We start from the raw sequence: 20,154 nt of genomic DNA on the forward strand, positions 1-20,154 counted from the left end.
AGCTTGTTGACGACCAGCGTGGCCAGAGCCTCGCCTTCGACGTCTTCCGAGATGATGAGCAGCGGCTTCGAGGTCTGCACGACGGCTTCGAGAACCGGCAGCATGGCCTGGAGGTTGGACAGCTTCTTCTCGTGCAGGAGGATGTAGACGTCCTCGAGTTCGGCAACCATCTTGTCGGCGTTGGTGACGAAGTAGGGCGAGAGGTAGCCGCGGTCGAACTGCATGCCTTCGACGACTTCGAGTTCGGTCTCGGCGGTCTTGGCTTCCTCAACCGTGATGACGCCTTCGTTGCCGACCTTCTGCATCGCTTCGGCGATCATCTTGCCGACCGAAGCATCGCCGTTGCCGGCGATGGTGCCGACCTGGGCAACCTCTTCGGAGGTCTTGATCTTCTTGGCGTTCTTGATCAGGGTCGCAACGACGTCGGTTACCGCGAGGTCGATGCCGCGCTTCAGGTCCATCGGGTTCATGCCGGCGGCAACGGCCTTGTGGCCTTCCTGGACGATCGACTGCGCCAGAACGGTCGCGGTCGTGGTGCCGTCGCCAGCGATGTCGTTGGTCTTCGAAGCAACTTCGCGGACCATCTGCGCGCCCATGTTTTCGAACTTGTCCTCAAGCTCGATTTCCTTGGCGACGGTGACGCCGTCCTTGGTGATGCGCGGGGCGCCGAACGACTTGTCGATGACCACGTTGCGGCCCTTGGGGCCGAGCGTGACCTTCACCGCGTCAGCGAGGATGTTGACACCGCGCAGCATGCGCTCGCGGGCATCGCGGGAGAATTTTACGTCTTTGGCAGCCATTTTTAGCTCCTGGCAGGGGCTTCAATCGAGCCCGGGAATTCAGTTGACGAAAGGGCCTGATATGAGCCGATGATGCCCATGATGTCGGATTCCTTCATGATCAGAAGGTCTTCGCCATTGAGCTTGACTTCCGTGCCCGACCACTTGCTGAACAGGATGCGGTCGCCGGCCTTGACGTCCAGCGGGACCAGCTTGCCAGCTTCGTCACGAGCGCCGAAGCCGACAGCGATGATCTCGCCTTCCTGCGGCTTTTCCTTTGCCGTGTCGGGGATGATGATCCCGCCAGCGGTCTTGGATTCGGATTCGACCCGGCGAACGACCACGCGGTCATGCAGCGGGCGGAACTTCGACTTTGCCATTTTCGGATTTTTCCCTGGTGCGCTGTTGAGGGGTTTTTGTTAGCACTCGCGATGGACGAGTGCTAACGCGATAGTGAGGTAGGCTGTAAGCGGGCACTCGTCAAGACGGACGAGGGCAGGCGAGGAGCTCTGGCCCCCTCCCCGGTGGAACCCAACGCATACGCGGCATCCGCGTTGATGGCTGCGAGCCCCACATTTCCATTGAATTCGGCGTCATGACGCCAACTTGCTCGCGCCGCTTCCAAGTCGTCAGTCGTGCTGCCGTCAGCACGAACATAGGGCTGCGCTTCACTTCCCGTCGAAGCCGCGGCAAGCAGCGTCGCCGTCAGCACGCTCCTTTGCAGATGCTTGCCAAAGGTGGACAGTGAGCGCACCTGCGCCGGGCTGTTGGTGCGAACGTAAGACGTCATTGACAACTCCTTTTTGCAAGTCGAGCCCCTTCTCCACCTTCGGCCGCCGTCGACGCGAAGAAGTCCGCATCGCGTTGAAGACGAGCTGCGAAAAAGAGAAAGATGTGTTTGATGGCTGCGGCCCCAACGGTGCCTTCAGATTTGAGATCACTTCCGCCGCGAGCGGCTGAAGCTCCTCGCAACGTCAAATCGAATCTGCTGCCAAGCCTCCAGGAAAGGAGAGCATTGCTCATCTCGCGCTTGTGCATGCAGTCAACCTTCGATCCGTGTTGCCACATCAAGAGCAAATGCCGTGCCAAAGCTCACTGGGAAGTGAACGCATGGCTCTCCCTGAAAACCTCACAAATCCAGCATGGTCAATTGTGCGGAACCCGACATGCGTCTTCTGCCACTGTCAGCTTTCGGACAGGCATGACGCGTTTCGCGCCGACCACCGGTCGATCGGTTTTGGGGCCGGTCTGTTCGCCTCATAAGAGCGCGTTACATTGCGTAGCGGTTTCCCGAGCGCCGCCACATGACACTGGACCTGCAGGTAGCACCGGCTTCTCATCCAGCCTTACTTTGGCCCCCTCGCGTATCAAATTCCCGCTGGCGAGCCCTGCTTTCATAGATCGCACCATGCCGGATGTCTGCTCTGGCGCCCGACCCGCTGGCACGATCTCGATCCGGCATAAGGGCGCAGCATCTTTGCAGGCCGTTTCATCCCGGCGTCCTGCTTGGCTGACAGACCGCACTTGGCGAGCGGTCTCCATGCTCTCTCCAAGGACCATCCCTGCGGCTGGCTTGTCGACCTATGGGCGGGTCCGGCCGCCCGAAACCCTCGCGCCATCAGCTTTTTTCCCCGCCGCCTGCGGCGGCTTCCTCGCGCCGCTTCGCTCACAAAAAAGCTGCCCGCTCGGGTCCTTCACTGTCGCTGCGGCCCTGTCGGATTCAGGCGGTCCTGACGCGCCCATTACGGTGCGCCATCGCAGGGGATGGTCCCCGGCGAAACCACAAAAGGAGACTTCGAAATGACCGCGATCGGTTACGTCAACAAGCAGGAAAACGGCGCCTACAAGGGCCAGTTCAAGACGCTCAGCGTCCGCGCCGACATCGATATCGTCCCCAACCAGGCCAAGAGCGCCGATAACCATCCCGACTTCCGGGTGCTTACGCAAGGGGTCGAAGTCGGCGCTGGCTGGATCCGCACCGGCGAGACTTCCGGCAAGGATTATGTGAGCCTGTCGATTGCAGCGCCGGAGTTCGGACCGCGCAAGCTCTACGCCAATCTCGGCCGAGCCGCCGGCCAGGACGATCACGACACCTACGCCATCATCTGGAACCCGGCCGACTGACCGGCCGAGATAAGAGCCTCGCGCCGCAGCCCCGGCGCGGGGCTCATTCCCAGGAGTTCCACCCAAACCCCGTCCGCCCTAAAGGGCGGCGAAAACTCTCCCCCGACTCTTCGCCCGTCCCCGAGACGATCTCCCTCGCCCATCCTCGCCCTCGCTTGTCCGAAGCGAAACGAGGATCATCATGGACGACGAAAACGAACGCGCGGCCCGCGCGAAAAAGGGCAGCCCGTTTCTCAGCACAGCCCAAGCCGCCTTCTATATCGGGCTCTCCCAGCGCACGCTCGAAAAGATGCGGCTCAAGGGCGGCGGCCCGAAATTCCGCAAGCACGGCCGCTATGTCCGCTATCACATCGACGAACTCGACCATTGGTCGAAAGGACACCCGCAGCACTCCATCGCCGGCGATGGCAAGGCCGGTTCCGGCCAGGGCGGCACGGGAGGCCGTTCATGAGGCGGCGCCCTTCCATCCATCTGATCGGCAGCCGCCTGAGGCGTGTTCGAGCCCGTAAGACGGTCGCCTTGGCCGCGGCCGGTCTCGGTCTTTTGGGCTTCACGGCGCTGGGAAAGCCCGCCCCTTGGCTGGTCTGGAACGCCTCGGCCAGCGCGCCGATCGGCCTTTACCGCATCGCTGCGGGAGCGCTGGCGCGTGGCGATCTCGTGCTCGTGCGCCCGCCTGAATACGCGGCGTATCTCGCCGCCGAGCGCAGCTATCTGCCTCGCAATGTGCCGCTGGCAAAACGTCTTGCAGCGCTGCCGGACGATAATGTCTGCGCCTTCAATGACGCCATCATCATCGGCGGCGACATCGTCGCGCGCCGGCTCAAAATCGACGCCGAAGGCCGACCTTTGCCATGGTGGAACGGCTGCCGAGCGCTCGGGGATAACGAGGTTTTCCTGCTCGGCAGCGACAAAAACCGCTCCTTCGACAGCCGCTATTTCGGGCCTGTTCCCACTCAAAATGTCATCGGGAGGCTCGTACCACTATGGACCGAGTGACCCTCCTCTTGTTGGGCATGATCGCCATTGCGCCATGCGCCTGTTCCGCCTCGACCGGCGCTGAGCCGGTCGCCATCTCCCAAAGTCCGCAGCTGCGAAAGTGGCAGACGTTGGTATCGGAAGCAAGCCGGCGCTTCCATATTCCCCAAGCCTGGATCTATGCCGTCATGGCTGCCGAAAGCGGCGGCAAGACAATGCGCGGCGGCCGCCCCATCACCTCCCCCGCTGGCGCCATGGGCCTCATGCAGGTGATGCCCGGCACCTATGAAGAGATGCGGGTCGAACACGGCCTTGGGCCTAACCCCCACGATCCGCGCGACAATATCCTGGCCGGCACGGCCTATCTCAGTGCCATGTATGACCGCTTCGGATTTCCTGGCCTGTTTGGCGCCTACAATGCCGGTCCCGAGCGCTACGACGAGCATTTGAAGCGTGGCAAACCGCTGCCAGAAGAGACCGTCGAGTACCTCGACCAACTCAAGGCGGCCGGAGTTTCGGCGGCCGACATCGAGGCGTTCGAAAGCCAATCTGTCGCTCCAAAGGCGCAAATCGCTCCTCTCGGACGGTCGCTGTTCTTCATTCATGACGGTGTTCACTCAGGCGTGCGAAACGGCGATCTCTTCGTGCCGCTCGGCAAGGACGGCGCGCAGCCGAAGGAGCCGGTGCGTTAGCCATGGCGGACGGGGGCGCGTCTGGCGGGGCTGGGCGCGGAAGGCAAGATAAAGGTACCGCCTCCAGGAGGCGGTTAAATCTTTGTCTGCACATCGTTTTTCCGGGAGGCTGCCGCCGGTGCCAAGAGGGTTTGACGTGTAAGTGTCTGATTTTGCTTGATATGTCTGGGAGGCTCGCATTAAGGATGACGAGTTCAGGCCGAAGCTCGGCAAAATCGGGTCGCGCGGCTCGAAGGCCGGCAAACGCTATGCCGGCCAGGTTCGTGCGGCGATCAACCGGGCTGGCGGCCGGCCGCAACGCGGTGGTCGCTTCACAGGAAGCCGGACAGGGCGCGGCGGGGCGGCCGCCGCACTGCTGAAATCGCGCGACCGGTATGCCGCCTTCCGCCAGCGCCGGGTGATCGTCAAGGCGCGGGTCGTCAAGCTCGCCGGCAAGGGCGCGGACGGGGCGCGTGCCCATCTACGCTATCTTCAGCGCGACGGGGTCACCCGCGAAGGTGAACCTGGCGAGCTCTACGGCGCCGACAGCGGCCGCGTCGACGGCAAGGCGTTCATCGATCGCGCGGACGGCGACCGCCATCAGTTCCGCTTCATCGTCGCTGCCGAAGACGGCATCGAGTACGACGACCTCAAGGCGCTGACGCGGCGGCTCATGGCGCAGATGCAGGAAGACCTCGGCACGAAGCTCGACTGGGTCGCGGTCGATCATTTCAACACCGGCCACCCGCACAGCCACATCATCGTCCGTGGCAGGGACGACCGTGGCGAGAACCTGGTCATCGCGCGCGAATATATCTCATCTGGCATCCGCGAGCGGGCGGCCGAGCTGGTCAGCCTCGATCTCGGTCCGCGAACCGACCGCGAGATTGAGCTTCGCCTGCGCCGGGAAATGGAGCAGGAACGCTTCACCAGCATCGACCGTCGGCTGCTCAGCATGCGTGATGATGACGGCCTGGTCTCGCCGGGCGGTCCCGACGCCATTCGCCAGACGCTGCACCAGGGACGGCTGCGCAAGCTCGAGCGGATGGGTCTGGCCGCGGAGGTCGGCGCTGGCTCCTGGCGCCTCGACGATGAGCTCGAAGCCACGCTGCGCCGCACCGGCGAACGCGGCGACATCATCAAGACCATGCACCGCGAACTGACCGGCAAGGGGCTTGCCCGCAGGGCCGCCGACTGGGTGATCCACGATCGATCCGGCGAGCCCGTCCAGTCTCTCGTCGGTCGCGTTGTCGCGCGTGGACTGGCCGACGAGATCAATGACCGCCATTACATGATCGTCGACGCCGTCGACGGTAAGAGCCATTGGATCAACATCGGTAGAGGCGAGGCGATGGAAACGATGCCTAATGGCTGCATCGTGCGTGTCGCGCCAAGGAACACCGAGCCGAGGCAGGTCGATCGTACCATCGCCGAAATCGCCGCCGCGCATGGCGGCCGTTACGACGTCGATATGCACCTGAAGCATGACCCATCCGCCACCGAGAGCTTTGCGCGAACGCATGTGCGGCGGCTGGAGGCGATCCGCCGCGCGACCGGCGGCGTTGAGCGAGAGCCGAACGGCACCTGGCTCATCGCGCCGGACCATCTCGATCGCGTCGCGAATTATGAGGGCCAGCGGGCCAGGGCCGAGCCTGTCGTTGCCGACAAGCTCTCCTCAATGGCGCTGGAGCGACAGGTCAGCTTCAACGGCGCCACCTGGCTCGACCGGGAGCTGGTTGCCGATAGACCCGAGCCTTTGCACGGATCCGGCTTCGGCCGCGACGTGAGAGAGGCGCAAGCTCGCCGGCGGCAGTGGCTGATCGCGCAAGGCCTCGCGCATAAAGAACAGGATGGGATCGTCTATCGAGCCAACATGCTTTCGATCCTGCGCCAGCGAGAACTGAACCGTGTTGCTGGCCAACTGTCGGAGGAACTTGGCCTGCCCTATGCCGAAGCGCGATCCGGAGGACGAGTAGAGGGTACGCTCCGCCGCTCCGTCGAGCTTGCCAGCGGAAAATATGCCGTCGTTGAAAAGTCGCGCGAGTTCACGCTGGTGCCATGGCGGCCGGTGCTTGAGCGCCATGTGGGCAAGGAGGTCTCCGGTGTCGTGAGTGGGGAGGGGATTTCATGGACCGTCGGCCGGCAAAGGAGCGGACCTGGTGTTTCGTGAGATGGTGTACAGCTTTTTAGCCAGCGGCGCGGGCAGCCATGCGAGCCCGCGTAGACCTTATGGCCGCACGCCCGCAATCGGTCGCATGGACCTGCCAGGCGGGGCGGCTTTGGAGCGTTCGGACCCGACACGCTGCGTGAGTGGCCAGACTTCGAGCGCTCGAAGATGCGGACTGTTGTCTGCTGGCCGGCGTTATTCCGGCTGGCCTATGACCGCGGCGCAACAGTTCACCGCTGAAGTTGCCACGGGCGAACATCGACAAGAGAAAAAACACCATTGCGCGTTACAAATCGCCGTTGAAAGCGTTTAGGTTGCATGCGCTTCGCCAAGTAAACGGATACCCCAGAAGAGAGCCATGACCACGGCCCGCCATATCGTGACGCTGCTTAAAAGCCACATTGCCGGCGACGAGGATCGTTTCCTCTCTATCGCGATGCAGCTTGCTGCGCATGAGGCACGTCAAGGCCATGGCAAGCTTGCTCAGGAGCTCAAGGATCTGGTCGACGCAGCCAAGAGCAGGGACGCCCGGATTGCCAAGAGCAGTCGGCCGGTTCCCCTTTTTCAGCCAAAGGGCGAACTCGCAGGCCTCCTGCATGTGCGCTATCCGGACCTGCGACTGACGGACATGATTTTGCCGGACAGTCTGCGCTCGCGCCTGCACCGCGTGCTGGGAGAGCAGCGCCAACAAGCAAGCTTGCGCGAGCACGGGCTTGTTCCCCGTCGCAAACTGCTTCTGGTCGGCCCGCCAGGATCAGGCAAGACGATGACCGCATCGGCATTGGCCGGGGAGCTTCATCTGCCCCTTTTCATGATCGTCCTCGATGGTTTGATCACCAAGTTCATGGGAGAGACTGCCGGAAAGCTGCGGCTTGTTTTTGATGCAATGCAGGCGACGCGGGGCGTCTACTTCTTTGACGAATTCGATGCCATCGGCGCGCGTCGAGGCGAACGCCAGGATGTTGGCGAGATTCGGCGCGTGCTGAATTCGTTTCTGCAGTTTCTCGAGCAAGACGACAGCCACAGCCTGATTATTGCGGCAACAAATCATCCCGAGCTGCTCGACAGAGCTTTGTTCCGCCGTTTCGACGATGTCATCGAATACGCCGTGCCCGATCGGCCGATTATCGAGGCGCTGCTTCGGGCTCGACTCGACCGCTTCGACACCAGAGGGCTTGCCTGGAACGAGGCGATCTCTCAGGCAGAGAGACTGTCGCAGGCCGAGATCACCCGCGCGGCCGACGACGCTGCAAAAACCATCATATTGCGGGGGGGGAAGCGGATCACCTCGGAAGCGCTCATCGACGCTCTGAAGGAACGCCGGCAGGCTTCGCTGTCTGAGTAGCGACAGCACAGATCATAATGGCAGACGATTTTCCGCGCGACCGCGCCCATATCCACCTTCGCAACAACGGCATTCGGGAAGCCTATCGGCGGCCCAACCAACTTATACATGCACCGCCGCTGCCGGCGCGTGATCGGGCGTCGCATGCTGCGGCCTTGACGCAATCCATCGAACAAGCGGTCGAAAGTGCACGCCAGCAGATTGCGGCGCGTGACCCCCAGCTGTCGGTCGGCACGCCTGGCTTTTACCTCGAGATCGATCTGCCCATGTCCGGACGGGCGGCCCTCGACCAGTTGGCCGATCGTCGCCAGCACATGGAGCTGGTCGCCGTCCATGAGCCAACTCAACCCGGTGCTCCCATCACAGCGTCGGTGTTCCTGCCGCAAAGCGCGCAAGCCTATTATTTGCGGAAAGTCGAGGCGTATCGAGACGTTGACACTGACCGCGGCAGACCGCGCAACGAGCCGCTCGTCTCCCGCATGGAGACAGTCAGGCTGGCGACTGCACGATCGTTGTTTACCGACCACGACGACCTCTTCCCCCAGGCCGCTGACGAGCAGGTGTGGTGGGAAGTCTGGCTGCGCGACGGTCGCCGCGAGAACTTCGAGCACATTGCCGAAGCCCTGAACATCACTTTGCGCACGCATGCGGTCAGGTTTCCGGAGCGGGTGGTCATGCTGGCACTCGCCAGCACGGCAATGCTCGACCGCATGATTGCGCACAGCGATGTCGTCGCCGAGCTGCGGCGCGCGAAGGATACGCCGTCCTTCTTCATGGGCCTTGGCGGCGCGGAGCAAAGGGACTGGAGCGACGAGCTTCTCGGGCGCGTCAGACCGCCTCAATCCGATATTGCGGTCTGCATTCTCGACAGCGGCGTACGTCGCACCCACCCGTTGATCGAACCCGCACTTGCCGTTGAAGACTGGCACACCGTCAAACCGGCATGGGGCAGCGACGACACACCTGCGTGGAGCGGCCACGGGACGCGAATGGCAGGTGTCGGCCTGTACGGTGATCTGGTCCCGCTCCTGGTCGGAGGCGATCCAGTTCCATTGCCCTTTCGGCTGGAGAGTGTCCGTATCCTTCCGCCAGAAGACGAGGCAAACGATCCAGAACTCTATGGCTCGATCACCGCGGAAGCGATCGCCCGCGCCGAGGTGCAGGCGCCGGAGCGCCGCCGCGCGATCGCAATGGCTGTGACAAGCGCCAGTCCGGCGCGTGGAAGGCCCACATCGTGGTCTGCCGCTATCGACCAACTCTGTTTCGAAGAGGAGCAGCGACGCTTGATCGTTCTCTCTGCCGGCAACATCGGCGATGACCTCATGCCGGCCGAGCATTTGACGCGCAACGATCTGGAAGCAGTCGATGATCCTTCTCAGGCCTGGAATGCGCTGACGGTCGGCGCTTTCACAGAAAAGGTCGATATCATTGACACCGACTTTGCGGGCTACGCTCCGATCGCGCCGGTCGGCGAGCTCTCGCCGCGCAGTCGCACTTCGGTCGTTTGGGACAGGCAGTGGCCGGTGAAGCCCGAGGTCGTCTTCGAAGGCGGCAATCTCGCCCATGACGGTGTGTTGCCTGGCGAGCCGATCGACGATCTGCAGATATTGACCACTTTCTATCGACCCGAACTGCGCCACTTCACCACCCTCGGAGATACGAGCGCGGCAACGGCCCATGCCGCACGGATGGCGGGACTAATTCTATCAGCGCGCCCCGAGCTGTGGCCTGAAACGGTTCGCGCCCTGATCGTCCACTCGGCCGAATGGACTCCGGCGATGCGCGCACGCATCGATGCGTGCAACGGAGCGAAGGGCGAGATCCAGGCGCTCGTGCGGCGCTATGGTTACGGCGTGCCAGATCTTGGGCGCGCGCTTCTGTCAACGGTGAACGACCTCACGCTTATCGTTGAAGATGAGCTTCAGCCTTTCCAGCGCGAGGGCGGCGCGGCTGCCAAAACGCGTGACATGAAGCTGCATCGCCTGCCTTGGCCGAAGGAGCAGCTCGCGGCGCTCGGCGCTGCCCAGGTCGAGCTCCGCGTCACGCTGTCCTATTTCATCGAACCCAACCCCGGTGAACGCGGATGGACCCGCCGGCATCGTTACGCGTCCCATGGTCTTCGGTTCAGAGTAAAGTCAGCGACCGAGACAGTCGACGAATTCCGAGCCCGCATCAATCAGGCCGCTCGGGACGAGGAGGAAGGGGCGCCTGCTGGAGGCGGAGAAGAGTGGCTGCTCGGCACCTTCCGCGATCGCGGCTCGTTGCACGCCGATTTCTGGTCGGGCAGCGCCGCCGATCTCGCCGAGCGTGATGCGATCGGCGTGTTCCCGGTCGGGGGCTGGTGGAAGGAGAAGCCTTACCTGGAACGCGTCGACGCTCTGGCTCGGTACGCCCTGATTGTGACGATGCGGGCGCCTGGGGTCGATGTTGACATCTTCACACCCGTCGAAGCAGCCCTGACTGTCGAGACGTCGGTCGAGACCTGATGCAGCACTGTCCAAATCGGCCAACAACGGAGGTTTGACCAGCCTCTGGTGCCATGGCGGCTGGTGCTGGATCATCACGTCGGCAACAGGGATCATGCGCGGAGGACGATAGGCCGGCAAAGGAGCGGGCCAAGCGTGTGATAATGGCGCCCATGGTCACGCCCACAAGCCGCGCCCCCTGCGTCTACGGAGAGGTGCGCGTCTGTTTAGGCGGCCGAGACATCGCTTACCTGATCAACGCGCTCGCCGTATTTGCGCCTGTAAGCGGCAATGAAATCGTCGTCGCTACAGATGCAGCGGCCGCTGGAGTCCTTGGCCTTCGGATCGTGCAAGTGAGAGCCAAGGGGGCGCAGAAGATTCACCCGAGTGCTCGTCGTCGGGCTCATGGGAAACCCCGCACTATGTTTGACCAAATCCGCGGCAAGCATAATCCCGGCAAGCACCGACTGAAAGGCCATCGGAACCACAGTTCGAACGCGGCGACTTCCTTCGCTAAGCTGGAACACCAGACCGCCGCAGATAGCCTGCTGATAAAAGGAGCGCAGGGGCTGGCCGACAAACGGGGCTAGCGGTTCAAACGGCACAGCCATCGCTGTAGCCACGCGAACTACAAAGTCGTTGGGAACTCCGGCATTGGTCTGCAGGAGCGTTTTCACCTGCTCGTGTGCTTCCGGTATTCCGAGTTCCTCGGCAATCAGCTGGTGCTCGTCCTTGGATTTTCCGGATGGCAGGTACATGCAACAAAGGCAAGCCTGGCCGTCATCGAAACCATGCCGGGAGATACCGAGATCGTGCTCCTGCGTCCAAGCGTTTGCGATCCATCGCGGCAGTGCACCTTGGACAGCCAGACGGTCGGCGGCGGTGTCAAGCGCCACACCCACTTGGTCGAAGACCCAATTGCCCCGGCGCGCAACATATTCTGCCCACGTCAGAGGGTGCGCCTCGACCTCAAGGGCAGTCGATCTAAGGGCGGTGGCTGCAAGAACCGCTTTGGACATACCAATCTCCGCCTGGCCAGCCAATGCGTAGCGCTGCAGGTTTGAGAGTTCGATCGCTTCGTGATCGATTACATGCAGACGACCTTTGAGATCGGGTTGTCTCGCTAGCGCCCAAAGCGAGCCATGGCCTATCGCACCGAGCCCAACGAGGTGGGTTTCGCCAAGGTCGACTGGGAAGTCGATCGGGCCAGGCTCTCCGGCTTTGGTCTTGTCGTAGCTGCATAGCGAGAGGTCGATGGTTTCGTCCAACTCGGCGCCGGTCAACTGGGCAGCGAAGATAGTTCGAAAGACGTTGGCGGCGCCGAAGCAACTGGCGGCGCCAGCTCCATAAGGCAGCAGACTTGGGCCAGAGCCCACCGGGTCCGTACGCGACAGCTTTGCCGCCCAACCGTCCGATCCCACGAAAAAGATCGGGCACCGGAGTGATGGGCGCGTTACCCCTGCAACGACGCAGACGGTGGCAGACTTGCCGGAACGCCGGATGCCGACTTTTGGATTGATCGACTTTGCCAAGCGCTCCAGCGCTTGGGCTTGAGAGCTCGCCGCGCTGTCCAGCGGGAGTATCGCCAGAACCGGGTAGAGCCTAGCGAGCAATCTCACCGCAAGATCTAGTGTCGCCTGGCCTTCGGCGCAGGAAGCGGCCTGATGGTCGAAGGCGACTGCCACGACCTGCTTTTCAAGAGCTGCTTTGAAGTCTCCCAGATGAAAATCGGCCAGGACCTGAGATGCCGCCGTGGCGGCGCGATCGATGAAGTTAGCGAATGCCATTGTTCAACTCGATATCATGATCATTCGCGACAGTGCCGCGGGAGGGAGCGCATTCCATTTGGCCTTTTCGTCAAGCCGATAGGCGGCGACCCGAGCAAAATCGAAAGGCTCGCGGGCGAAATTCGGCACTACCAGCGACAGACACCCAACCGTGGTAGCAACCGCATAAGCGTCGTCCGTCGTCGAATGGTAGGCGCGGCCCGGATGGCTGTGAATCTGGGCCAAGAGTTTCAGGCCGCTTTTGTAGAGCCAGACATTGAGCCGGTGCAGTTCTTCGGCCGCAACGATCACGCAAACGCCATCGTTTGTCCGAATGTGACGCTGCGCCGGGATAACCGTCTCTGTTACGGCAAAGTGCCGCTCTTGCTGAACGCCGACCCAGAGCGCCATCCCCTCATTGCCCTCGCGACCAACTGAGCGCAGATGCCCATGCGTGGTCGAGATGCAGCCGCGCGGGAGAGTCACGATCGTTACATCTCTCAAACCAGTCATTCTTGTATCGCCTGAGGGGATACCACCATTCCTACGATTGTCGGTTGGAGTTGAATCTGCAACTGCTCTATAGGAACGATTCCGTACTTGATGATCTTGTCCAGGATGAAGGCCAAACAGCCTTCGCCAGAACCCCGATGAAGCAGCCATGGATCACCTGAATGGGCTGGATTGTCGTGGTATTCCCGGACGCCCGCCATGCACAGGAATGGTTCGTCCTCGGGACTGTTGGCCTGGATGAAGTCCGTCAGCGGCACGGCGTTCTGCTGGATGAGAGCTCCTATCATCTCCGGCGGCGTTCCGGGCAGCGGCGGACGTCTAAGCATTTTCAGGTATAGATCTTTCCGGGCAATCGGATGACGCGTAAACGGATCGACGAAGACCACGGACGGTGGTCTTAAGTCGTAGTCGGTGAAGTCGACCTCGCTCGCTGCGCTGACCACCCGTGGCTTTAACTTGGGGCTGGCGAAAATGAAGAAAGCGCGCGGAAAGGTCGCCTCGATCAAGAAGCAGCCCTGAGCCCGATAGACATCAGCATATGGCCGGAACCGGCCGATCTCCCGATCAAACTTCGCTCGGGAGACCTCCGGATCCACACTTTGGTGTTTAGGCACCTGCGACGCCCGCCTTCAGGCTGAGGAACAGGGTCACAGTATTCGGGAAACCGAAGTCGCCAAGCTTCTTGTCGACATCGAGCAAGTTGCCGGCCTCATCCTTGAATTCCCAATTCTCGGCTGGTTGGGCGACATTCTGCGTGTTCTCAAGGGCTTTGGTACGAATGACGTGAAGCGGCTGGTTGGGATTGGCTTCGACCTGCGTGGGCTGGCCGTTCACCACCACCGTGATCTCGATCTTGCCCGGTCCGCCGCCGTGATTATCGCCCTTACCCGAATCCTTCGACATTGTCCTACTCCTGTGGCTTGCCAACCGCCCCACGCCCTGGCGCCCACCTGCGAGTGAGACCGGCGGTCTTCAATCGTTCACCCGGCGCCACGGCCGCGAGTACGCGAAAGACAGGGGATAAGCTACCGAATCGGTGCTTGCCTTCTTTTATGGGTGACTTGAGCCGCAAGTAAATGGTCTCAAATTGCTCCTCACAACTATAATCGATTAGAGCAATGCAAAAATATTGGCGACACGCCTATTCATCTGCTCTCTCACTCGCCTGCTCCGTGCTTGGCAAGGGGAGCTTTGACTGCGTCACGCGTCCCCCAAGCAGCCGATTGCGCCGGCAGCGCCGTAGGAACCGTCGTTCAGAGTCTTCACCACTCAAGCAGCCGCATGGATGCAGCCGACGCTCGTCTCCACAAACAGCGCAAGTGGTGCCTTGTTGGATAAGGTCGCCTCGTCCCTGGTGCAGCATCTGTCGGAACGGGTCCGCTGCGAGACCATGCCTCATCATCGCGCATGCGCAGCAGCCGGCGGTCGATGCTCGTAAGGCGTTCTGCTCATTTCGTGGCGAAGGCGCTGCTCGACTCGCGGACATATGCGGGCACCGAGGCGGAGGCTGACCAGTCGGCGCCGCGTTCGCGGATGTCGCTTGCAATGTGCTCGCGTGCGTTTGCCGCCGGCGACCTTGCCGTCCTCGCCTGCTATGGCGAGCCGGCGCAAGCGGATTGCTCGATACTGCCGGCGAGGCTGCGGGCCGGTCCTAACGGCCGTTCACAAGAGCTTGCATCAGCAACTGGCAATCGGATCGATAACTTCGCGATCGCCGTTATGGCGCGGAGATGCGGTCTCGCCGGGTTGTGGCTGGCGCTTCGTTGTGGGCGGCGCGTCGTAGCCGAGGGAGCAGGGGCGGCGCCATGATCCAGACCGAACGCGCGCTGCAGCAGGTGCTTGAGTGGGGGCGTGCCCTGACCGGTTTCGCGGATGAGCATGCTGAGGAAGCGGTAAGGGGCGGCCAGTATATCCTGCAACGCATTCACCCGAGCCTGCGCGACACCAGCGCCCGCACCGGCCGCGATCCGCAGGACGAAACGCTGATCGTGGCGTTCTATCGCGAACTGGCGCTGCTGTTCTGGCTAGACGATTGCAACGACGTTGGCCTGATCGCGCCGGAGCAGCTCGCCGCCCTGGAGCAGGCGCTGGGGCACGGCGTACCGTGCGTGCTCTCCGGATTCGAGGGCTGCGCTCAGCTGCGCGCTTCGCTGGCTGCGCTCGCTTACGATCGTCACGACTATGCTCGGCTTCTCGACTATACCCGGTGCTACTGCGCGGCGCTGCGCGCCGGACACGCGCAGGCGGCAGGGGCGCGACGCTGGTCTTACGCCGAGTACCTGCACAACGGCATCGATTCGATCGCTTACGGGACCGTGTTCTGTTGCCTGTCGCTGCTGTGGGGGCTGGACATGGCGACCTTGCGCGCGCGTCCAGCGTTTCGCCAGGTCCTGCGGCTCATCTCAGTGATAGGGCGCCTGCAGAACGATCTGCATGGACGCGACAAGGACAGGTCGGCCGGCGATAACGCGGCGATCCTGCTTCTGCAGCGCTATCCGGCTATGCCTGTGGTTGAGTTCCTCAACGACGAGTTGGCCGGCCATACGCGCATGCTGCACCGGGTGATGGCGGAAGAATGCTTTCCCGCGCCGTGGGGACCGTTGATCGAGGCGATGGCGGCGATCCGCGCGCAGTACTACCAGACTTCGACCAGCCGCTATCGCAGCGACGCTGCAGGGGGAGGCCAGCGTGCGTCGGCCTGGACGCGCCGGAGGCGGCGGCTTGGGCGCGCTGCCGTCGGTTCGATCCGACGCAACGCCGTCGCCCGCTGCTACGGATGGAGCGAGCATGAGCGACACCGCCCTGAGCCGGGGAAGGACGAACATCTGGACATCGTGCTGGATCGGCGAACGGCGCCGGCCACGGTGGCCGCTGGCTGGGAGTACATCCATCTCGAACACTGCGCACTGCCCGAGTTGGACCTGACGCAGATCGACCTGCGCGCCTCGCTGCTGGGCAAGGCTATGCGCGCGCCGCTGCTGATCAGCTCTATGGCCGGCGGCATGCCACGGGCCGAGGCCATCAACCGGCATTTGAGCGAGGCAGCGCAAGCCTTGGGGATCGCCATGTGCGGTTCGCAGCGTGTGAGCCTGCAATCCCGCAACTCCCAGGGGCTAACGCGCGCGCTGCGCCGCCTGGCGCCAGACATTCCCTTGCTGGCCAATATCGGCGCCGCGCAACTGCGGGAGGCCGACGGCCTGGACCTGGCGCGTCGCGCGGTGGACGCGCTGGAGGCCGATGGGCTCATCGTCCATCTCAATCCGCTGCAGGAAGCGGTACAGCCGGAGGGCGACCGCGAACTGGCGCGGCGTCCTGGCGCTGATCGCTGGCGCCGCGCGCATCGTGGGCGTGCCGATGGTGGCCAAGGAAGTGGGGGCGGGCCTGTCCGCCTCGGTGCCTGTGCGCTCGTCGAGGCGGGCGTGGCGGTAATCGATGTCGCCGGCGCCGGCGGCACCAGTTGGGCCGCAGTGGAGGGCGAGCGCGCCCGCAATGCCGCCGACCGTGCAGTGGCGATGTCATTCGCCGATTGGGGGATTCCACCCTGACCAGCGTGCAGGCGGTGCGTCGGGCGCTGCCAACGGTGAAGCTGATCGCGTCGGGCGGGATCCGCGATGGCGTCGACGTGGCCAAGGCCATCCGCCTGGGCGCGGACATCGCCGGGCAGGCGGCCAGCGTGCTGGGCGCGGCGACAGTGTCCACCGGGGCCGTTGTCGCGCATTTCGAGATCGTCATCCGCCAGTTGGCCGTCGCCTGCTTCTGCACGGGCTCGGCTGATCTGGCGGCGTTGCGTCAGGCGCGCTTGTTGCCCTCGTCGCATTTGTCCGCCGGTTGATGTCGGCGTCGTCCGCACGCTAACAGCAGGCTGCTGAAATACCTACGCCAAAGACAGACTATTGATCCCCCTGGCGAGACGGCTCGATTGACGGGAGCGATGTGTTCATGGAGCAGCTGTTCACGATGAAGCGGTTGGAAGATTTCGTTCCAGCCGGTCATCCTGGTGCCCGCACCGGCTGATGATCAATGGAGCGCTGGTGCGGCTAGACGGCATCCTTTCCGGCATGTACGCCTGCAGTGCCAAAGGCGGTCGCCCCAGCGTTGCGCCGGAGAAATTGCTGCGGGCCGTGTGTTGCAGGTGTTCTACAGCGTCCGTCGGAATTGATGCAGCAGGTGCTGCTGTGGCAAGGCCAAGACCCGGGAATGCCGTCAGCTTTGATCAGGCGCTTCGGGCCGTCGGAAACGCGCGAAGAGTCCGGCTTTCGAAAAAGGCCGAACGCCTCAGATAAAGCCAGAACTCCTTGGGTCACCATCAAACCAATTTGACGCCCCGGGACAATTTCGTCCGGCATTGTCCGGTGTGCGACGATGTTGGGGATGCGACATAGGCGGATTGCCGTGTATTTAAACCGCTTTTCCTTTGGCACGCATATTGCGCCCTATCGGTAAACCTCGTCATGGGCCGGCGGCAATCGCTCGGAGATTGTCGAAATAGCACAATGATTTCTGCCGGGGTGACATCCGGCCCGACTAGAGCAGGACCTTTCAGATGATGCAGAAAAGCAAGCGGCCATACTCGCGGGGAAATAGTCGCGTCAGGGCTGCATGGACGCTCTTTCCTGGTTGTTTCGGCGGCGGACGCCAACTCTTCAATCGGCACCCGAACCAGTGCCTGGATGTCCAAGGAGCGCCCCTGTTGCGCGTGCCTGGCTGCACCCGCGTGCTGGCTCTCCTCCAAGGCGACGCTTCGGCGCTGCTGCAGACCGGCGACGAGAACCCAACTTCAAAATTAGCATTCCGAAAACCGAAAGAAGTGAACAGGTATGTCCAGGATCGGCGCTTTGACGCGCGCCGCATGGCGATCGGCAACTCAGACGCTGGCCAAGGGTTCGAAAAGTTTACACCCGACGCTAGCGCCGGCCGATTTCAAGCGCGCACTTACGATCAACGATCGATATGGCGGGCTCACTGTCAATGTCCCCAAAATGCCTTTCTGGCTGACCGGGGGTGAAGCCTTCGTCTACCGCCGGACTAGCCACGGCGAGCAGCAGTTCATGCAGGTCGATGCTGCCACGGGTTTCAAGCGGCCCGCTTTCGATCAGGCGCGTCTGGCGGCAGCGCTAAACAAGGTGAGCCATGAGAGCTATCAAGCCGGCAATCTTCCGTTCGACCGTTTCGAACTGAGTGAGGATGGTCGCAGGCTCGACTTCCAGATTGAAGACACCCGGTGGAGCTGCGACCTTGCAAGCTATGACTGTACCAGCACCACATTCGATGCAAGGAAAGGGGACCGTAGGGAGCTCAGCCACCGCTACACGCCGCCAGCGGAGAACAACCCCGACAAGAGCAACGCGTCGCCCGACGGCAAATGGATCGCCTATATCAAGAACTGCAACGTTTTCCTGCGCAGCGAGGACGGATTGCAGGATGTTCCTCTGAGCCGGGACGGAGCCGAAGGCAATTGCTACGTCTTTTCGACGCTGAGCTGGTCGCCGGACTCGCGCCACCTCGCCGCTTACCTTGTTCGCCCCGGCTATAGGCGAGAGGTCCGCTACCTCAATTCTTCGACGGACCAGTTGGAGCGGGAATATTCAACAAAATTCTATCCCAGGCCGGGCGATGTCCTTCCGCTGCCCCAGCCAGTCCTGTTCGACATTGCCGGCCGGCGCCAGATCGTGATTGACGGTGCCCTCTTCTCGAACGTCTTCGAACTTTCCCCTCTCCGGTGGTGGGCGGACAGCCGCGGCTTCACTTTCGAATATAACCAGCGCGGGCATCAGCTTTATCGCCTGGTCGAGGTAGACGCCGCCTCGGGCCGCGGGCGCTCCCTGATCGATGAGACCAGCGAGACATTCGTTGATTATTTGCCGCTGGGGCATGGCCAGGAGGATGCCGGAAAAATCTTCCGTTACGATGTCGATGACGGGAAGGAGATCATCTGGGCATCAGAGCGCGACGGGTATGAGCATTTGTATCTTTTCAACGGCCGGACAGGCGCGCTCGAAAACCAGATCACGCGAGGTGAGTGGGTCGTCCGGAGGGTCAACCATGTCGATCCGGTCAAGCGTCAGATCTGGTTCGAGGCGAGCGGGATGAACTCGCAGGAGGACCCCTATTGGGTCCATGCTTACCGCATCGGCTTTGACGGCAAGGGACTGACTGCACTGACGCCCGAACCGGCCAACCACCATATCGAGTTCTCGCCTGACAGGCGCTATTATGTCGATCTCTGGTCACGCATCGATCTGCCCCCGCGCATGGCACTCTACCGCGCCAGCGACAATGCCAAGCTCCAGCAGATCGAGACGGCCGACATTTCTGAGCTCGTCGCCGCAGGCTGGCAGCCGCCGCTCAGTTTCCATTCCAAGGGGCGCGACGGCAAAACTGACATCTGGGGCGTGCTCCACCTGCCAGCCAACTTCGACCCGACGAAGAAATACCCGGTTGTGGAGAATATCTATGCTGGACCCCACGGCTCCTTCGTCCCAAAATCCTTCTCGCGGTGGACAGAGCCGCTCACGCAGCTGGGCTTCGTCGTTGCTCAGATCGACGGCATGGGCACCAACAACCGCTCCCGCGCCTTCCATGATGTTGCTTGGAAGAATCTGAAGGACGCAGGATTTCCCGATCGCATTCTGTGGCACAAGGCGGCGGCCGCGCAATATCCATGGTACGACATATCCAACGTCGGCATTTTTGGCGCATCCGCCGGCGGCCAGAGTGCAGTCAGCGCGCTGCTCTTTCACCCCGATTTCTACAAGGTCGCCGTCGCCAAAAACGGCTGCTTCGACAACAGGATAGACAAGACCTGGTGGAACGAACTTTGGATGGGGTGGCCGGTCGGCATTGAATATTCGCAATCCTCCGCCGTTGACAATGCTCACAGGCTGCAGGGCAAGCTGATGATCGCGGTCGGCGAAATGGATGATAATGTCGATCCGTTTTGCTCGTTCCAGCTTGCCGATCGACTCATCAAGGCAGGAAAAGATTTTGACATGGTCTACGTTCCTGGTGCCAATCACCATACTCTAGGCACCTACACCGAGCGCAAACTCCTAGACTTCTTCGTTCGCAACATTCTCGGTCAGACCCCGCCCGACTGGAACACCAAACCGATCGAGCTGGAATAGCTTGTGGCTCTTGCAATTGTTAGCTCGCCTTATCAGCTGTAATCAGGGCGAGGCGCGAGCAAATCTGCACCGAAGGACGATCGTGGAGTCTAGGACTTGCGCTGCGTATTGAGGATCGGCTCGCCGCGACGTTGGTCTGAGCAAACTGCTTGATAGGCACGCCTGCAGACCGCGTGTGTGCGATTGCAAGATCCCCTATCAGCCTGGTGTGAAGCGTTCAGGGGA

14 protein-coding genes and 4 pseudogenes are annotated in these 20,154 nt (G+C 62.1%); 11 read left to right on the plus strand and 7 right to left on the minus strand.

Annotated elements, in window-relative coordinates; genetic code table 11:
• From groEL to EOD29_RS29325, 3 genes and pseudogenes are all read right to left on the minus strand, one after another.
• A partial coding sequence (groEL, locus tag EOD29_RS29315) for a chaperonin GroEL (RefSeq protein ID WP_127248675.1) occupies window positions 1-800 on the minus strand: 800 nt, incomplete at its 3' end.
• Window positions 801-865: 65 nt separating this feature from the next.
• A pseudogene (gene groES / locus EOD29_RS29320) lies at window positions 866-1,159 on the minus strand (co-chaperone GroES); the annotation flags it as partial.
• A 62-nt stretch (window positions 1,160-1,221) separates the two neighbouring features.
• Entirely contained in the window at window positions 1,222-1,569 is a 348-nt protein-coding gene (locus tag EOD29_RS29325) for a hypothetical protein (protein ID WP_063169239.1), read from the minus strand.
• Between the two features lie 1,010 nt (window positions 1,570-2,579).
• Between EOD29_RS29325 and EOD29_RS29330 the strand changes: the two genes are divergently transcribed.
• The 7 genes from EOD29_RS29330 to EOD29_RS29360 all read left to right on the plus strand — a co-directional run bounded on the left by EOD29_RS29330 (window position 2,580) and on the right by EOD29_RS29360 (window position 10,547).
• Window positions 2,580-2,903 (plus strand): DUF736 domain-containing protein, encoded by a 324-nt coding sequence (locus EOD29_RS29330; protein WP_024505644.1) that lies wholly within the window; start codon window positions 2,580-2,582, stop codon window positions 2,901-2,903.
• 181 nt (window positions 2,904-3,084) lie between these two features.
• A complete protein-coding gene (locus EOD29_RS29335; RefSeq protein ID WP_024505645.1) occupies window positions 3,085-3,354 on the plus strand; it encodes a helix-turn-helix domain-containing protein in 270 nt (89 codons plus the stop codon).
• Complete coding sequence (locus tag EOD29_RS29340; RefSeq protein ID WP_024505646.1) at window positions 3,351-3,899, plus strand: S26 family signal peptidase; 549 nt, start codon at window positions 3,351-3,353, stop codon at window positions 3,897-3,899. Before EOD29_RS29335 ends, EOD29_RS29340 begins: the two co-directional genes overlap by 4 nt.
• Entirely contained in the window at window positions 3,887-4,570 is a 684-nt protein-coding gene (locus EOD29_RS29345) for a lytic transglycosylase domain-containing protein (RefSeq protein WP_024505647.1), read from the plus strand. The genes EOD29_RS29340 and EOD29_RS29345 overlap by 13 nt, the downstream gene beginning before the upstream one ends.
• A 178-nt stretch (window positions 4,571-4,748) precedes the next feature.
• A complete protein-coding gene (gene rlxS / locus EOD29_RS29350) occupies window positions 4,749-6,719 on the plus strand; it encodes a relaxase/mobilization nuclease RlxS (RefSeq protein ID WP_024505648.1) in 1,971 nt (656 codons plus the stop codon).
• A gap of 355 nt (window positions 6,720-7,074) precedes the next feature.
• Complete coding sequence (locus EOD29_RS29355; protein WP_024505649.1) at window positions 7,075-8,061, plus strand: ATP-binding protein; 987 nt, start codon at window positions 7,075-7,077, stop codon at window positions 8,059-8,061.
• A 17-nt stretch (window positions 8,062-8,078) separates the two neighbouring features.
• The gene (locus EOD29_RS29360) at window positions 8,079-10,547 is read left to right on the plus strand and encodes a S8 family peptidase (RefSeq protein ID WP_063169237.1); all 2,469 of its coding nucleotides are present in this window, start codon (window positions 8,079-8,081) and stop codon (window positions 10,545-10,547) included.
• A gap of 206 nt (window positions 10,548-10,753) precedes the next feature.
• Here EOD29_RS29360 and EOD29_RS29365 read toward each other — a convergent pair whose 3' ends face one another.
• From EOD29_RS29365 to EOD29_RS29380, 4 genes are all read right to left on the minus strand, one after another.
• Window positions 10,754-12,313, minus strand: a complete 1,560-nt coding sequence (locus tag EOD29_RS29365) for an E2 ligase fold family C protein (protein WP_024505651.1) — start codon at window positions 12,311-12,313, stop codon at window positions 10,754-10,756.
• A 3-nt stretch (window positions 12,314-12,316) separates the two neighbouring features.
• Complete coding sequence (locus EOD29_RS29370) at window positions 12,317-12,703, minus strand: Mov34/MPN/PAD-1 family protein (protein ID WP_236383243.1); 387 nt, start codon at window positions 12,701-12,703, stop codon at window positions 12,317-12,319.
• A 98-nt stretch (window positions 12,704-12,801) separates the two neighbouring features.
• On the minus strand, window positions 12,802-13,419 hold the full coding sequence (locus tag EOD29_RS29375; RefSeq protein ID WP_024505653.1) for a putative metal-binding protein: 618 nt from the start codon (window positions 13,417-13,419) through the stop codon (window positions 12,802-12,804).
• Complete coding sequence (locus tag EOD29_RS29380; protein ID WP_024505654.1) at window positions 13,412-13,708, minus strand: DUF2604 domain-containing protein; 297 nt, start codon at window positions 13,706-13,708, stop codon at window positions 13,412-13,414. Before EOD29_RS29380 ends, EOD29_RS29375 begins: the two co-directional genes overlap by 8 nt.
• A gap of 902 nt (window positions 13,709-14,610) precedes the next feature.
• On the opposite strand from EOD29_RS29380, the pseudogene EOD29_RS29390 reads away from it, so the two are divergent.
• From EOD29_RS29390 to EOD29_RS29400, 4 genes and pseudogenes are all read left to right on the plus strand, one after another.
• A pseudogene (locus EOD29_RS29390) lies at window positions 14,611-15,504 on the plus strand (hypothetical protein); the annotation flags it as partial.
• A gap of 88 nt (window positions 15,505-15,592) precedes the next feature.
• Window positions 15,593-16,637 (plus strand): annotated as a pseudogene (fni, locus tag EOD29_RS29395) (type 2 isopentenyl-diphosphate Delta-isomerase).
• A gap of 86 nt (window positions 16,638-16,723) precedes the next feature.
• Window positions 16,724-16,955, plus strand: a pseudogene (locus tag EOD29_RS37450) (IS5/IS1182 family transposase); the annotation flags it as partial.
• A 667-nt stretch (window positions 16,956-17,622) separates the two neighbouring features.
• A complete protein-coding gene (locus tag EOD29_RS29400; RefSeq protein ID WP_063169235.1) occupies window positions 17,623-19,929 on the plus strand; it encodes a S9 family peptidase in 2,307 nt (768 codons plus the stop codon).
• Window positions 19,930-20,154 lie beyond the last annotated feature (225 nt).

Origin of the sequence: Mesorhizobium sp. M1A.T.Ca.IN.004.03.1.1, from assembly GCF_003997555.1 — a bacterium.
Taxonomy (GTDB): Bacteria; Pseudomonadota; Alphaproteobacteria; order Rhizobiales; family Rhizobiaceae; genus Mesorhizobium.

What these genes read in the sequence shown, in the direction of transcription:
- EOD29_RS29380 (WP_024505654.1), bottom strand. Translation starts at nt 13,708, where the DNA reads ATGTCGAAGGATTCGGGTAAGGGCGATAATCACGGCGGCGGACCGGGC.
- EOD29_RS29355 (WP_024505649.1), top strand. Translation starts at nt 7,075, where the DNA reads ATGACCACGGCCCGCCATATCGTGACGCTGCTTAAAAGCCACATTGCC.
- EOD29_RS29370 (WP_236383243.1), bottom strand. Translation starts at nt 12,703, where the DNA reads ATGGCGCTCTGGGTCGGCGTTCAGCAAGAGCGGCACTTTGCCGTAACA.
- EOD29_RS29335 (WP_024505645.1), top strand. Translation starts at nt 3,085, where the DNA reads ATGGACGACGAAAACGAACGCGCGGCCCGCGCGAAAAAGGGCAGCCCG.
- EOD29_RS29340 (WP_024505646.1), top strand. Translation starts at nt 3,351, where the DNA reads ATGAGGCGGCGCCCTTCCATCCATCTGATCGGCAGCCGCCTGAGGCGT.
- EOD29_RS29400 (WP_063169235.1), top strand. Translation starts at nt 17,623, where the DNA reads ATGTCCAGGATCGGCGCTTTGACGCGCGCCGCATGGCGATCGGCAACT.
- EOD29_RS29360 (WP_063169237.1), top strand. Translation starts at nt 8,079, where the DNA reads ATGGCAGACGATTTTCCGCGCGACCGCGCCCATATCCACCTTCGCAAC.
- EOD29_RS29325 (WP_063169239.1), bottom strand. Translation starts at nt 1,569, where the DNA reads ATGACGTCTTACGTTCGCACCAACAGCCCGGCGCAGGTGCGCTCACTG.
- EOD29_RS29345 (WP_024505647.1), top strand. Translation starts at nt 3,887, where the DNA reads ATGGACCGAGTGACCCTCCTCTTGTTGGGCATGATCGCCATTGCGCCA.
- EOD29_RS29365 (WP_024505651.1), bottom strand. Translation starts at nt 12,313, where the DNA reads ATGGCATTCGCTAACTTCATCGATCGCGCCGCCACGGCGGCATCTCAG.
- EOD29_RS29330 (WP_024505644.1), top strand. Translation starts at nt 2,580, where the DNA reads ATGACCGCGATCGGTTACGTCAACAAGCAGGAAAACGGCGCCTACAAG.